Below are 13,483 nucleotides of genomic sequence, written 5' to 3'. Positions count from 1 at the left end.
CGCTCATCACAAAAAATATCCATTTGTGAACATCAACATCACACATTTTTATGCGAGAGCCGATGAATCTGAAAGCCCTGGAATACTGCGTCGAGATCGCCCGCCAAGGCAGTTTTACCAAGGCCGCGCAGGCGTTGCATGTGGCGCAACCGGCGCTGAGCATGGCAGTCAGCCGCCTGGAAGATGAGCTGGGGGTGGCGCTGTTCAACCGCGCCACACGGCAGATCAGTGTCACGGCGGAAGGCCAACTGTTCCTCACCCGCGCTGAAGCCTGCCTGCAAGGCTTGGCCGGGGCCCGCCGCGAGTTGCAGGACCTGACGCAATTGCACAGCGGTGAAATCCGCGTCGGCATCCCGCCGATGTACGGCATCCGGCATATCCCGGAGTTGCTGATGCAATTTCGCGCGCACTACCCCGGCATCGCCATGCATGTGGTGGAAGGCAGCGCCGATGACATCAGCGCACGCCTGGCAACGCGGGATATTGATGTAGCGTTGCTGGAGTCACGTCGCGTCGACCCGGACTGGGAGTCGGTCTTGCTGGGCAGCGATGAGATGGTGCTGTGCATGCATGAGCAGCATCCATTGGCGAGCGCGGCGTCGGTCACGGCCGAGGGTTTGCGTGGCGAGCAGTTGCTGGTGTTCGACAATACCTTCCTGCAACGGCACTTGCTCGACGCCTTTTGCGACGCTGCCCGCGTGCGCTTCAACATCGCCCTGGAAAGCAACTTCGTGCCGCTGGTCATTGCCGCCACCCGCAATGGCATGGGGGTTTCCACCCTGCTGCGCTCGGTGCAACAACAGGAACCGGGCGTGGCCGGGGTGTCGTTCGAACCCGCGCAGTTCATGCACTTCAACCTGTGCTGGAGAGGCAGCGAATACCTGTCCCAGGCCAATCGACGGTTTATTGAAACGGCGAAGGTGTATTTCCAGGAAGACGTCAGCTCACCGCTGTCGCACTGAGCCGGTCATTTGCGCGCCACTTTGTAGCGCACGCAATCCTGATAGAAACTTTGGCGAATCGCTTCTGGCTTGAGCCGGGAGCGACTGTCGTAGGTCTGCTCGGTGATGCCCATGGCCATCATGCGCATCCACGACTTGTTGAATTTGAGGGTCTGGATTTTCTGCCGCGCCGCATACAACGACACACCCGAGAGCTTCAACTCCTGGGCCCTGGCGGCCGTGCCCGCGCCCCAACTGCACATGTACTTGTCACCTTCACGCAGCTCCCGGGCCTGCACGGCAGCCGCGCCGCCGGCCAACGAGCAGGCGACAAGCATGATTCCAACAGTGCGCATTTGCATCCCCACCTAACCACCTGAAAATAAAAGCGATTCTGGCGAGGATTTGGTTACAGAGGGGCCATTAAATTGCCTTATCACCACTGATAAGTCGCACTCGCCTGTACCGTGCGCTGTGAGCCATACCAGCACCACGAGTAGGAATAGCACGAGGCGACGTACTCCTTATTCGCCAGGTTGGTGGCGTTGAGCGCCAGGCGCAGGTTGTCCTTGAGGTTGGCGAGGTTCGGGATGTCGTAGTGCACCGCCGCGTCGAACAAGGTGTAGCCCGGGACTTTCAGGGTGTTGGCCGTGTCGCCCCAGGACGAGCCGACATAACGCGCCCCTGCCCCGACGCCGAAGCCCTTGAGGTGGCCGTCGCGGAAGGTGTAATCCGCCCACGCCGACGCGGTATGGCGTGGCACACCGTAGGTGCTGGTGCCTTTGGCCGGTAGGGCCGGGCCTACACCGATGTCGGTGACGGGCGTGTATTGCACGGTGTTGTTGGATTGGCTGATGCGGTTATCCAGGTAGGCATATGCCGCGCTGATGTCCAGGTTATCGTTGAGGCTGGCCTTGCCTTCCAGCTCAAAGCCACGGGATTGCACTTCGCCGTCCTGGCTCTGGCAGCGGCCACTGCCACACAGGTGCGTGGGGTCCGGGTCGGTGGTCAGTACATTGGTCTGGCGCAGGTCGAAGATCGCGGCGGTGATAAAGCTGTTGCTGCCCGGCGGCTGGTATTTGATCCCGACTTCATACTGCTTGCCCTCGGTCGGTTTGAACACCGAACCGCCGTAGCCGGTACCCGACTGCGGGCTGAAGGACTCCGAATAACTGGCATAGGGTGCCAGGCCGTTGTCGAACAGGTAGACCAGGCCAATGCGGCCGGTGAACGCCTTGCTGTCCAGGGACGACTGGCTCTTGGCGCCGCTTCTCAGGGTTTTGGTAGTGCTGTCGGTACTGGCCCAGTCATAGCGGCCGCCCAGCAGCAGCACCCAGTTGTCCCACTTCATTTGCTCTTGCAGATAAACGCCGGTCTGCTCGCTGCGGGAGGTACCGTCGGTGGTGTAGGCCGGGGTCGCGACCGGACGGCCATACACCGGGTCGAAAATATCCTGGGTCGGCCCGGCACCGACACGGGACGAGCCTTGCAGGGTGTCGGTGCTGGTGTTCTGGTAATCGACGCCCATCAACAAGGTGTGTTGCAGCGGGCCAGTGTCGAATCTGGCCTGGGCCTGGTTGTCGAGGGTGTAGGCGTCCAGGTTGACGTCACTGGCGATGGTGGCGCGCTGCATGGTGCGGTAATCGCTCAGCAGGTTGTTGCTGTAGAGACTACGGTAGCGGCCCTCGCTGCGCAGGTAACGGGCGTTCTGGCGCACGGTCCACACATCGTTGAAGTGATGTTCGAAGGCGTAGCCGATGGAGTAGTACTCGCGATCGCTTTTCTCGAAGTCTTTTTCGCCGTCATAGAAATCCACATCGATCTTGCGCCCGGTGGGGCTGCGCAACACCGAGCCCCAGGCGGGCACCGAGCCGTAGGACGCGCCCTTGGGGTCCTTCTGGAAGTGCCCCAGCAGGGTCAGCGAGGTGGCGTCGTCCGGGCGCCAGGTAAAGGCCGTCGACAGCGACTGGCGACGCGTTTCGGTGTGTTCCACCTGCCCGTCGGCGTCGTCGAAAAGCCCGGCCACACGGTAGGAATACACGCCCTGATCATCAATCGGGCCGCTCAGATCGAAGGTGGTGCGCTTCTTGTTGAAGGTGCCATATTCCACACCGACCTCATGAAACGGCGTGTCGAGCGGGCGCTTGCTGACCATGTTGATCACCCCGCTGGGTGTGCCCTGCCCGTACAGCACCGACGCCGGGCCGCGCAGCACTTCCACGCGCTCCAGGTCGAAGGCGTCCTTTTGCGGCGAAGCGTCACGGCTGGAGGGCATGCGCAAGCCGTCGAGGTAGGTGGCCGGCGAGAAACCCCGGATCGTCAACTGGTCCAGCCGCGAAGCCGTAGCGCCACGGCTCTCCGGGACCACCGCGGCGCTGTAGCGCAGGATCTGGTTGAGGCTCTCGGCGTTTTGCGCGCGCATCTGGTCTTTGGTGACGATGGAGATCGACTGCGGGGTTTCGATCACGGCGGTGTCGGTCTTGGTGCCGGACAGGCTGCGGGTGGCCACATAACCCGCCACCGGCCCCACGGGGCTCTGGGCCTGATAGCCGCCGCTGATCGTGGTGGCCTGCAACTCCACCGCCCCGCTGTTATCGGGGAGGGCCTCCAGGCGATAGCGGTCATTGGCGATCTTCAGCGCCTGCAAGCCACTGCCAGCGAGCAATCGGGTCAGCGCCACCTCAGTGTCGTACTGCCCGCTCAACGCAGCGCTGCGTTTACCACGGGTCAAGCCCGCATCGAACGCCAGCACCAGGCCTGCCTGCTCGGCCAAGTTGTTGAGCGCCTGGCTCAAATCACTGGCGGGAATCGAGAAGCTGCGCACGCTGCTGCGGCTGTCTGCGGCAAAGGCGGACGGGGTATTCAGCAGCGGCATAGCGGCAAAAGCCATCGCCACTGACAGGGCCAGTGGGTGCAAGGGACGAGCAAGCGACATGGGAGGTCCTGGGTAATAGAGGTTCTATTAACCATGACGGGCAGCTCGGCAAATCGGGCAAGAATGAGAGGCGTTTTTATTCGCCGGGTGCTGCCGCAAGCGCTTGGATCGACTTTTTGCGTGGCCTTTCACCCCCACACAGCGCGATCACCCCCACGCAACGACCAACAACCCCAGCCCCAACACCAGACACAACGGCGAATAAACATAGGTATCCAACCTGGCAAACCGCGACCCGCCGACCTTTTTGAAAAAACCCACCAGCTCCGAGTCCCCAATCGCCCGGGCAAACATGACCAGCGCTATCGCACTGATGCCCCATTGCAACGCGCCATGGGACACCGCGGAAAAGTACAAACCGGCGCGCAGGCACACGAGCAAGGCAATCGCCACCAGGCCCATCGCTACGAGGAATGTCATCAGTGCCGACGGTATGAAAGCCGGTCGCGGCCCGCTGGCGAATTCGCCGGGCAGCTCGGGAATGGCGGCCTGGAACCCGAGTTTGCCACCCGCCGCCCAGTACAGGTGCACCATACTGATACCCGTGAAAATACCGACGATCCATCGTGCAATGACAAAGCTCATGGCTGGCTCTCCCTGAAAATGTGCGAACAAGGATAGTCGCCCTGCGTTTTTTTGCAGGTATTTCGTCGGTGGCTGATGGTAAAGTGCCGCCCCATGAAATTCGCCCGCACCGACCGCTCGCTCATTGCCTGGATGCTCTATTGCTGCGTCCTGTTCAATGTGTTCGCCTGCAGTATCGGTCACGGGCAGATGGTCGGGATGCAACTCAACGGCATCGGCGGCCAGTTCTGCACGGTAGACCCGCGCACCCAGGCGCCCACGCCTGCCAACTCCACGGATGAGAGCCTGCCGACGCTGTCCAAGGCGTTCGGTTGCCCGCTGTGTTCCAGTGGAGGCATGGGCCCGGCGCTCAATTCCAGCCTGAATGTGGCGGTGTTGCCACAACCCCACGCGCCACCACCGGCCGTGGTACTCGCCGCTGACATCCCTGCCCGCTTTACCTGGCCCACGGCGCATCCCCGCGCGCCGCCCGCTGTTGCCTGACACCTTCGCTATCTGATCAGCACTGACCACCGCATCCCCAAGGGGTGACGGACAGTCGTGCATTGTTTTCAAGCCAAGTTTTTCAGGATTCAACCATGAAACATTTACCCCTGTTGGCGGGCCTGTTCGGCTGCCTGCCCTTCTGCGCCTGGGCCGTCGAGCTGGCACCGACCACCATCACTGGCGAACCAAGCGCCGACCCCGGCCTGACCCTGGATCAATCCAGCGGCATGGCCTCGCGGCTCGGGCTGAGCGTCCGGGAAACTCCAGCATCGGTGGCCATCGCCAAGCGCAACGACATCGAACGCCACGGTGCCAAGACGTTCCGCGATGCGGCCAACACCCTGCCCGGCGTCAATGCCAGTGCACCGCCGGGGTTTGGCGGGTTTGTCTCTTATCGTGGATTTACCAGCAGCCAGATCACCCAGATGTTCAACGGCATCAACGTCGCCACCGGCCTGGCACGCCCGGTGGATGCCTGGATCTATGACCGCGTGGAACTGGTCGGCGGCCCCTCCTCGCTGATCAACGGCGCCGGCTCCGTGGGCGGCTCGCTCAATTACGTGACCAAGCTCGCCGGCCGGGAAGAACAGGCCGCGCAAGGCCAGCTCAGCTACGGCAGCTACGACACCGCTGGCATGGCCCTGGGCCTCAACCACGCCCTAACCGAGCCAGGCAGTGAGGTGCAGCACTACGCGCGCCTGGATGTAAGCCGCAACACCAACCACAGCTACATCGACCGTGATAAACGGGACGCCTGGAGCATGGCGTTTTCCCTGCTCAGTGACCTCACGCCGGACCTGTCCCACACCCTGGCGGTGGAATACCAGGACGAACATGAGGACAGTCCCTACTGGGGCACTCCGGTGCTCAACCCCAAGGCCGGCGAGTTGAAGATCGACAAGCACAACCGCTTCAACAACTACAACGTCGCCGACGGACGTTACGAGCAACGCACGGTGTGGCTGCGCTCGATCATCGACTACCGGCTCAACGACAGCACCACGCTGAAAAACACCCTTTATCACCTCGACAGCCAGCGCGATTACCGCAACCTGGAGACCTATCAGTACAACGCCGATAACAGCGCGGTAAACCGCTCGACCGCCTATCAGGTGCGCCATCAGGGCGAGCAGCAGGGCAACCAGTTCGAGTTGCGCCACGACGCCAGCGTCTTCGGCCTTTCCACCACCTGGTCTGGCGGTTTCGAGTACAAGCTCAACAGCACCACCAACAGCCCGCTGCGCGCGGCGGGCAACAGTGCGGTCGACCCGAACAACTTCGATCCCGGGCATTTTTATGCCATCCCCGGCACCAGGCCCGGCTTCAACAAAGACAAGACCAATGAGGTCACCACCAAGGCGCTGTTCGTGGAAAACCGCCTGGGCCTCACCGACAAATTGTCGCTGCTCACCGGCCTGCGTTATGACGCCATCAACCTGGACGTGACCAACCACGGCACGCTGACTGCCACCAGTCCACGGCATTTCAAGCGCAGCTGGGAGCCGCTCACCGGGCGCGTCGGCCTGACCTACCAGTTCATCCCGTCAGCGAATGTGTACGTGCAATACAGCACCGCCGCCGAGCAGCCAAGCACCACGACCCAGGTGTTCGATGTGTCGACCGGCAAGCAATGGGAAGTGGGCAGCAAGTTCGACTATATGGATGGACGTGGCGCGGCCACCGTTGCCGCCTACAGGATCGAACGCAAGGACTTCGCCGTCACCGACCCGCTGGACCCGACCAACAGCATCCCGGTGGGTGCGCAGTCGTCCAAAGGCATTGAGTTGGCCAGTTCAATGCGCATCACTCCACGGCTGCTCGCCGAAGGCAATTTCGCCTGGGTGGACGCCGAATACGACGAGTTCAACGAGAAGCTCGCCAGCGGTGCTGTGGTGTCACGCAAGGGCAATACGCCGACCAACGTCCCCAAGCGCGTGGGCAACCTGTGGCTGACCTACGATATTGCCGAGGACTGGCAAGGGGGTGTGGACGCGCGGTATGTCGCCGAGGTTTATGCGGATAACGCCAACACCCAGACAGTGCCAGCCTACACGTTGTTCGGCACGTTCCTGCGCTACAAGGTGGATCAGCACACCTCGGTGACGGCGCGGGTGCGCAACCTGACGAATGAGGTGTATGCCGAGTTTGCCCATGTGTCACCGGCGTATTACCTGGGGTCGCCAAGGACCTTCGAACTGGCTGTAAACACTCAGTTCTGAGCCCGGAACACAGGCCAATACGGGAGGGGGCCAGCCCCCTCCCACACTTACTTCAGGCTTGCCTCGACCTTCTGCGCCACCTCTTCGGTCAACCACGCCTTCCACACCTCAGGGTGCTCCTTGAGGAACGCCTGGGCCACGTCCCGTGGAGGCGTGTGGTTTTCGCTCATTTTTGCCAGCGCCTGATTGAGTGGCCCGATGGGAAACTCGACCTTGCTGAAAAACGCGGCAATCTGCGGATGCTCTTTCTGGAACGGCGTCGACACGCCAATACTCAGCTTGGACGCCAACGACCGTGTCGGTTTCGGCTCGGGATTGTCCGCATCCGTCAGCGTCTTCCATGCCTCGGCATCAAATGGCGGTTCTTCCAACTGGATCAACTTGTAGCGCCCCATCAACGGCGTCGGCGACCAGTAGTAGAACAGCACCGGCTTGCCCCGGCGGATCGACGAAGCAATCTCGGCGTCCAGCGCCGCGCCTGAGCCACTGCGGAAGTTCACGTAGCTGTCGCTGAGCCCGTAGGCCTTGAGCTTCTGTGCGTTGACCACCTCGGACGTCCAGCCGATCGGGCTGTTTAGGAAGCGCCCCTTGCCGGGAGACTCCGGGTCCTTGAACACGTCCTTGTAGCGCGCCAGGTCCTGCACGCGCTTGAGGTCCGGTGCCACGGGCTTGAGGCCTTTGGCGGCGTCGCCCTTGACCACGTATTCCGGCACCCACCAGCCTTCGGTGGCGCCCTTGACCGTATCGCCCAGGCCCACCACCTTGCCTTCGGCCTCGGCCTTGACCCACACCGGGCTGCGACCGGCCCACTCTTCGCCAATCACCTGGATGTCGTTCTTGGCCAGTGCGGTTTCCAGGGTAATGGTGGTGCCGGGCAAGGTGTCGGTAGGCAAGTCATAGCCCTTCTCGACGATAACCCGAAGTACTTCGGTGATCAGGCTGCCGCTCTCCCAGTTCAGGTCGGCGAAATGAATCGGCGCCTGGGCCGCCGACACCGGCAATGCTGCAACTGACAGGCCCAGTGTCGCCAGCGACACGGCCAACAGCGATCTCAATCCTTTCATGCCTTCGCACCTCATGTTTAACAGCCATAGCGGACGGCTTTGCTGCCAACGCGCGAAGCCTCTGAATAGTTAAGTCAACTCAACTGTAGTAGAGGTTCCGGGAGAAACGGATTACACATTGCGTTTACAAACTACTCGCTGGCCTTGAAGGTCACCAGCTCACCCTTGCGCCACTTGGCGGCCTTGCCGGTCACGGCCTTGAGGGTTTTGGTCAGGCCTTCCTGCAATTGTTCATTGGCGGCAAACACCAGCATGACGCTATGGCCTTCCTTGAACACGATACCCTGGCCTTCAGCCGACGAAACAAAGGCGTAATCGCCCAGGCCATATACCGTCAACTTAATGTCGCGGAACTTCAATTCAAACTTGCCGCCTTCACGGCTGGGCAGCACGGCCGCACGAAAATGGTCGCCGACCTTGAGTTCCAGGCGCGGTTTGTCATCGACAACCAATGCGGTTTCGGTATCGATTTCGGCGATGTAAATACCTTCCGGCGTTTGTTCAGTGATGTAAACAAAACGGGATTGAAACTGCTTGACCAACTTTGCGCGTAAATCACCCAGCACGAATAACGCGTGCATATCCAGATTACTGACTGCCAAGGAAACGCCCCCACATCAAAAGAAGTGCTGACCGCCACAGCGGGCAGCACAAAAATCCGGCCGTTACGGCACGATCACACAACACATTCATTGAAAAACTGAAGAAGATCCCGCTGCTGAGCCATACGGCTGGTACAGACGTACCCAATGAACCTCGGGCGAGGACACCATGTATCACAGCAGATCACAGGTTTGACGGCTCGAGAATAGAGACCGCACCGCTTCAGAGAATAACCCAAATAAAAAACGCGGTTTCCGACAGCCCACCTTAAACAAAATACCCAGGTGGGGAACCAGACATCGTTCGCCGACGACAATACTAAAACAGCAACACGGGTCAAAACCACCCGAAACGCTGCAGTTGCATCAACACAATCGATCGACAGGAGCTGACCATGCAACGACGTCAACACGATGCTACGTCTTGCCACACTCGCTCGACACTGCATGACGAGCGCCAATACTACTGCGTGCAAGGCCTATACGGGTACTCGAATTCAGTTCTTTACCAAGTTGTGCCGGCGGGGCGTAACTTCTTTCATATCCGCGAAATCACCAGCGGCCGTGTGCTGGGGTTTCGCAGCGACCATATCAAGGCCTGCCAACTGGCCAAGGAACTGGAAGCCACACTGCAACGGGGCGGCCTCGTTTCGTCACCTGGATGACTTTACCGCGCCGCCACCCACCAACAACTGCCATACTGGCCCGTCGATTGAAGTTTGCCCCTCTGCGGGTCAGGTCTCATCTGTGCAGTTACCTTGAAGGGAAGGCTATACGTGACGGAATTTGATATTGGCGAGTTTTTCATCCATGGCGATGCGAGGGAAATAGACGGAGAATTCCAGGCGGTCATCGTGATGCGCGCCAAGCCACCGCTGAAAACGGTCACCACGCATCAGGTGGAAAAGGACCGCTGGTTCAAGACTGCAGAAGCTGCCGCCGTCGCGGGCAAAGAATCCGCCCTGGCCCTCAAGACTGCCGTCGATTCAGGGGCATTGACCTCCTGAACCCCGCTCGACGGCCCCCTCCCCGCGCCTACACGCCTTCCGGCCTGTAGCCCAGCCGCAACCCACCCCAGTGCCGGCCCTTGACCATGATCGGCACTGACAAGTCATGCATCAATTCGCCGGTATCGCGGGTATACGTCTGTAGCAGCACCGCTTGCTGGTGGCTGCCACAGCGAATCCCGGTGCGGTCGTCAAACTTGCGCTTGGTGCGGTTCTGCACCGCATCCACCTGGGCATCCCCGGTCAAGGCCTGGGAAAACGCCTTGTTGTGCGTCGGCACATAGCCCTGGGGAGTGCAGGCAATAGCGAAGACCAACCCCTCGTGACGCGGCAACAACGCCTCCTGAATCCCCGGCAACACCTGATCGGTATAACCGTCAAACCGCGTGTGGTACTTACTCGGATGGGTATTCGGGATCAGCGTGTAACTACGGTCGAACAGGTCATCCAGGCTGATGCGGTTTTGCTCCACATCGGCCTCGAACTGCGCGGCAATGCGGCTGGCGCCTTCACGGGCCAGGTCGTAGACGCGCTGGTGATAGTCATCCAGCCCGACCTCGGCCAAGCGCTCACTGATGATTTCGGCCTGGCCTTCCATCTGTACGGCGGCGTCGGCCAGCTGACGGGTTTGCTGGTCACTCACGGTCAGGTCGCTGCGCATTTGTTCCACGGCATGGAACAGGCTGTCCAACTGGGCACGGTTGGTGTCGGTGCCCTGGGCGATCTCATTGACCTGCCCTTCCACATCCGCCGCCAGGCTGGCGATGCTCGACAGCTGTTCACCGGCATGCTCGACCTGCTCCACACCCGTATTGAGGTCGGTCGACAGTTGGCGAATCTGCTCCACCACCTGGGCGGTGCGTTGTTGAATATCGGCGACCATCACCCCGACCTCATCGGTCGCGGTGGCGGTCCGCCCGGCCAGCCCGCGCACTTCATCGGCAACCACGGCAAACCCGCGCCCGTGCTCGCCGGCACGCGCGGCTTCAATGGCCGCGTTCAAGGCCAACAGGTTGGTCTGGCTGGCGATGGACTGAATCACCAACGTCACTCGCTGGATTTCCTCGCTGCGCTGGCTCAACGCTTCGATCAACTCGCGACTGGCGTTGGCCCGGTCGCTGAGCTGATGCATGCGCGTGATCGACTGCGCCAACACCTCACGCCCTTCGGTGCTGCGTTGATGGGCCTGGCTGGCTGCACCGAGCGCCTGACGGCTGAGCTGTGAGGTGACCTGCTCCGTGCCGATCATCACTTCGGCGCTGCTGACGATCTGCTTGGCCGCACTTAACTGCGATTGCAGGCGCGCAGCCAGTTGCTTGACCGCATAGGCCACGCCGGCGGCAGACAGCGCGTTATGGCTGGTGGTGTGGGACAGGTCACGCGTGAGCTCACCGATGGCGTCGCTGTCCGTGGAAGGTGCGACCGCAGGCGTGCGGGATTTGAGGCGAGGCAGCCAGATCACCAGCAAGGCCAGCGGCAGGCAGAGGTATATCGACAGGCCGGCAAACGCCAGGCCCAGCAGGACCAGCACCAGGGCGGTGCTCTGCAAGAGCGGCGTCAGCCAACCGGGCAGCCCGCGCACCACCGTCTGCGGTGGTACTGCTGCGCCCATCAGAGATCCGTCTCCAGCCATCTTCGTCACCCCACTGCTTGTCATTATTGTCACTGCATTAGACGCCACTATCAGGCCATTATCCATGGGCCTTTAGTGGGGTGCGTTGCAGCAGATCAATAGACGGGGCGTAACGGGTATCGCCTGGAGGGACGCAGGCGCGCCCCCCAGCTTCAGCGCATCAGGCTTGGCGCTGGTGCTTGTCAATCTGCTCGTGGCGCTCTTGCGCTTCGATGCAGTACTTGGTGGTCGGGCTGATCAGCAGGCGCTTGAGGCCGATAGGCTCGCCGCTGTCGTCACACCAGCCAAAGGAGTCTTCCTTGATGCGTTCCAACGCGCGTTCGAGTTGCGGCAGCATGCGCTGGTCGCGGTCGATGGCGTTCACCAGCCAGGTACGCTCTTCTTCGACCGAAGCGGCGTCGGCCGGATCCGCCGGGGTGTCCAGGCTTTCAATGGCGATACGGTTCTGTTCAATGCGCTCGTGGTGTTCCACTTTCATGTCTTGCAGCAATTGCTCAAAAAAAGCGTGCTGTTCGGCATTCATGTAGTCATCCGCCGGCATGGCCAGCAACTTTTCCTTTGTCATTGATTTCTCTATAAAAAATACGTGCATTAAGGCGAATAAGGGAGCGTTCCGGCCGACCTCTGCAGGTCTCGGAAGGGCGCCGTCCATTTCAAGCGCCACCCGGCACTCAATTTACGAGGGGCGGCAGTCTAAGGCCGACTTGAGGGCGCAGCAACTGAAAAGACAGGCAATTTTTCCGAGATAACCCCTAAAAGCACCAGGACGGGCTTGGCGATTGGTTATCGGAGTGCGTTTATAGCAAGAAATTCAGTGTTGTGGAGCTATATAGAAGACAAACGGTTGGAACGGATCAGCGATAGACCCCATGTGGGAGCGGGCTTGCTCGCGAAAGCGGCGTGTCAGCCGGTACATTCTGTACTGAGACACCGCTTTCGCGAGCAAGCCCGCTCCCCCATTTAACCCCGCATCCAGGTCAGCGTTTGAGCTTGCGCTTGTTGCGGTATTGGTCGATCACCACGGCCACCACGATGATCAGCCCCTTGATGATGTCCTGGATGTACGCATCCACACCGACAAAAGTAAACCCGCTGGCCATCACGCCCAGGATCAGCGCGCCGATCACCGTGCCGGTAATGCGCCCTACCCCGCCCGCCAGGCTGGTGCCGCCGATCACGGCGGCGGCAATCGCGTCCAGTTCATAGGACATGCCCATCCCGGCCTGCCCCGTGGCCGCACGTGCCGAGGCAACCACACCGGCCAGGCCCGCCAGCAGGCCGGCGATGCTGTAGACGATGACCAGATGCCGCTTGACGTTGATCCCCGAGGTCCGTGCCGCCTGCATGTTGCCGCCGATGGCGTAGGTGTACTTGCCGTACTTGGTGTAACGCAGGGCAATATGGAAGATCACCGCAACCACCAGGAAGATGATCACCGGCATCGCACCATGGCCGATGGCCGTGTACGAGTCCGAGAGCATGCTCACCGGCTGGCCTTCGGTGTAGTAGCGCGCCAGCCCACGGGCCGACACCATCATGCCCAGGGTGGCAATGAACGGCGGGATACCGGTCACGGCGATGATGCTGCCGTTGATCGCCCCCGCCAGCAGCCCTACGCCCAGCCCCATTGCCACCGGGATCCACACCGGCAAATCCGTGAGACTTGGAAACACTGCCCGCGAAAAGTCTGAAGTTTGCGCCAAACTGGCGGCGATCATCGCCGACAGCGCCAACACCGAACCGGATGACAGATCGATACCCGTGGTAATGATCACCTGGGTCACACCAATCGCCAGCAGGCCAATGATCGACACTTGCAGGATCATCAGCACCAGGCGCTGGGAGTTCATCAGGAAGCTCTGGTCACGCACGATCCAGCCGAACAGTTCAAACACCAGGCCGATACCGATCAGCACCAGGAAGATGCTCAGCTCGGTCGGCATGCGCCGGCGTGTCTTGGTCGGCACAGTGGCCGGTTTGTTATCCGTTATTGCGTTCATAACCCATCACC

13 protein-coding genes are annotated in these 13,483 nt (G+C 60.9%); 5 read left to right on the top strand and 8 right to left on the bottom strand.

Translation table 11 applies throughout. The features are described 5' to 3' along the window. Window positions 1-62: 62 nt before the first annotated feature. Complete coding sequence (locus LIY36_RS22405) at window positions 63-962, top strand: LysR family transcriptional regulator (protein WP_226457200.1); 900 nt, start codon at window positions 63-65, stop codon at window positions 960-962. 5 nt (window positions 963-967) lie between these two features. On the opposite strand, the gene LIY36_RS22400 is transcribed toward LIY36_RS22405, so the two are convergent. From LIY36_RS22400 to LIY36_RS22390, 3 genes are all read right to left on the bottom strand, one after another. Further along, window positions 968-1,297: a hypothetical protein gene (locus LIY36_RS22400; RefSeq protein ID WP_192299727.1), complete on the bottom strand. Its 330-nt coding sequence runs from the start codon at window positions 1,295-1,297 to the stop codon at window positions 968-970. A gap of 80 nt (window positions 1,298-1,377) precedes the next feature. Beyond that, window positions 1,378-3,876, bottom strand: coding sequence for a TonB-dependent siderophore receptor (locus LIY36_RS22395; RefSeq protein ID WP_226457199.1), 2,499 nt, complete (start codon window positions 3,874-3,876; stop codon window positions 1,378-1,380). A 147-nt stretch (window positions 3,877-4,023) separates the two neighbouring features. Then, the gene (locus tag LIY36_RS22390) at window positions 4,024-4,461 is read right to left on the bottom strand and encodes a DUF3995 domain-containing protein (RefSeq protein ID WP_192299729.1); all 438 of its coding nucleotides are present in this window, start codon (window positions 4,459-4,461) and stop codon (window positions 4,024-4,026) included. Between the two features lie 93 nt (window positions 4,462-4,554). Here LIY36_RS22390 and LIY36_RS22385 point away from each other — a divergent pair, with 93 nt between their 5' ends. Both LIY36_RS22385 and LIY36_RS22380 read left to right on the top strand, forming a co-directional pair. Beyond that, window positions 4,555-4,944, top strand: coding sequence for a DUF2946 domain-containing protein (locus tag LIY36_RS22385; RefSeq protein WP_226457198.1), 390 nt, complete (start codon window positions 4,555-4,557; stop codon window positions 4,942-4,944). Between the two features lie 95 nt (window positions 4,945-5,039). After that, on the top strand, window positions 5,040-7,166 hold the full coding sequence (locus LIY36_RS22380) for a TonB-dependent receptor (protein WP_226457197.1): 2,127 nt from the start codon (window positions 5,040-5,042) through the stop codon (window positions 7,164-7,166). Between the two features lie 47 nt (window positions 7,167-7,213). Here the strand turns inward: LIY36_RS22380 and LIY36_RS22375 are convergent, their stop codons facing one another. Then, the gene (locus tag LIY36_RS22375) at window positions 7,214-8,230 is read right to left on the bottom strand and encodes an ABC transporter substrate-binding protein (RefSeq protein ID WP_226457196.1); all 1,017 of its coding nucleotides are present in this window, start codon (window positions 8,228-8,230) and stop codon (window positions 7,214-7,216) included. A gap of 131 nt (window positions 8,231-8,361) precedes the next feature. After that, complete coding sequence (locus LIY36_RS22370) at window positions 8,362-8,811, bottom strand: hypothetical protein (protein WP_064452050.1); 450 nt, start codon at window positions 8,809-8,811, stop codon at window positions 8,362-8,364. A 416-nt stretch (window positions 8,812-9,227) separates the two neighbouring features. Between LIY36_RS22370 and LIY36_RS22365 the strand changes: the two genes are divergently transcribed. Continuing rightward, window positions 9,228-9,497 (top strand): hypothetical protein, encoded by a 270-nt coding sequence (locus tag LIY36_RS22365; protein WP_226457195.1) that lies wholly within the window; start codon window positions 9,228-9,230, stop codon window positions 9,495-9,497. Between the two features lie 111 nt (window positions 9,498-9,608). Further along, window positions 9,609-9,839 carry a hypothetical protein gene (locus LIY36_RS22360; RefSeq protein ID WP_226457194.1) on the top strand — a complete coding sequence of 77 codons (231 nt, stop codon included), beginning with the start codon at window positions 9,609-9,611 and terminating at the stop codon, window positions 9,837-9,839. Window positions 9,840-9,867: 28 nt separating this feature from the next. Here LIY36_RS22360 and LIY36_RS22355 read toward each other — a convergent pair whose 3' ends face one another. The 3 genes from LIY36_RS22355 to LIY36_RS22345 all read right to left on the bottom strand — a co-directional run bounded on the left by LIY36_RS22355 (window position 9,868) and on the right by LIY36_RS22345 (window position 13,472). After that, window positions 9,868-11,088, bottom strand: coding sequence for a methyl-accepting chemotaxis protein (locus LIY36_RS22355; RefSeq protein ID WP_442962227.1), 1,221 nt, complete (start codon window positions 11,086-11,088; stop codon window positions 9,868-9,870). Between the two features lie 544 nt (window positions 11,089-11,632). Next, on the bottom strand, window positions 11,633-12,037 hold the full coding sequence (locus LIY36_RS22350) for a TraR/DksA family transcriptional regulator (protein WP_010564800.1): 405 nt from the start codon (window positions 12,035-12,037) through the stop codon (window positions 11,633-11,635). Window positions 12,038-12,449: 412 nt separating this feature from the next. Continuing rightward, on the bottom strand, window positions 12,450-13,472 hold the full coding sequence (locus LIY36_RS22345; RefSeq protein WP_192299736.1) for an ABC transporter permease: 1,023 nt from the start codon (window positions 13,470-13,472) through the stop codon (window positions 12,450-12,452). Window positions 13,473-13,483 lie beyond the last annotated feature (11 nt).

Origin of the sequence: Pseudomonas sp. AF03-9 (genome assembly GCF_020515815.1) — a bacterium.
In the GTDB taxonomy this organism is placed as follows: Bacteria; Pseudomonadota; Gammaproteobacteria; order Pseudomonadales; family Pseudomonadaceae; genus Aquipseudomonas.
The sequence above is the reverse complement of the archived record's forward strand: the minus strand, read 5'-3'. Positions and strand labels throughout refer to the sequence as shown.

What these genes read in the sequence shown, in the direction of transcription:
- LIY36_RS22405 (WP_226457200.1), top strand. Translation starts at nt 63, where the DNA reads ATGAATCTGAAAGCCCTGGAATACTGCGTCGAGATCGCCCGCCAAGGC.
- LIY36_RS22400 (WP_192299727.1), bottom strand. Translation starts at nt 1,297, where the DNA reads ATGCGCACTGTTGGAATCATGCTTGTCGCCTGCTCGTTGGCCGGCGGC.
- LIY36_RS22395 (WP_226457199.1), bottom strand. Translation starts at nt 3,876, where the DNA reads ATGTCGCTTGCTCGTCCCTTGCACCCACTGGCCCTGTCAGTGGCGATG.
- LIY36_RS22390 (WP_192299729.1), bottom strand. Translation starts at nt 4,461, where the DNA reads ATGAGCTTTGTCATTGCACGATGGATCGTCGGTATTTTCACGGGTATC.
- LIY36_RS22385 (WP_226457198.1), top strand. Translation starts at nt 4,555, where the DNA reads ATGAAATTCGCCCGCACCGACCGCTCGCTCATTGCCTGGATGCTCTAT.
- LIY36_RS22380 (WP_226457197.1), top strand. Translation starts at nt 5,040, where the DNA reads ATGAAACATTTACCCCTGTTGGCGGGCCTGTTCGGCTGCCTGCCCTTC.
- LIY36_RS22375 (WP_226457196.1), bottom strand. Translation starts at nt 8,230, where the DNA reads ATGAAAGGATTGAGATCGCTGTTGGCCGTGTCGCTGGCGACACTGGGC.
- LIY36_RS22370 (WP_064452050.1), bottom strand. Translation starts at nt 8,811, where the DNA reads ATGCACGCGTTATTCGTGCTGGGTGATTTACGCGCAAAGTTGGTCAAG.
- LIY36_RS22365 (WP_226457195.1), top strand. Translation starts at nt 9,228, where the DNA reads ATGCAACGACGTCAACACGATGCTACGTCTTGCCACACTCGCTCGACA.
- LIY36_RS22355 (WP_442962227.1), bottom strand. Translation starts at nt 11,088, where the DNA reads ATGATCGGCACGGAGCAGGTCACCTCACAGCTCAGCCGTCAGGCGCTC.
- LIY36_RS22350 (WP_010564800.1), bottom strand. Translation starts at nt 12,037, where the DNA reads ATGACAAAGGAAAAGTTGCTGGCCATGCCGGCGGATGACTACATGAAT.
- LIY36_RS22345 (WP_192299736.1), bottom strand. Translation starts at nt 13,472, where the DNA reads ATGAACGCAATAACGGATAACAAACCGGCCACTGTGCCGACCAAGACA.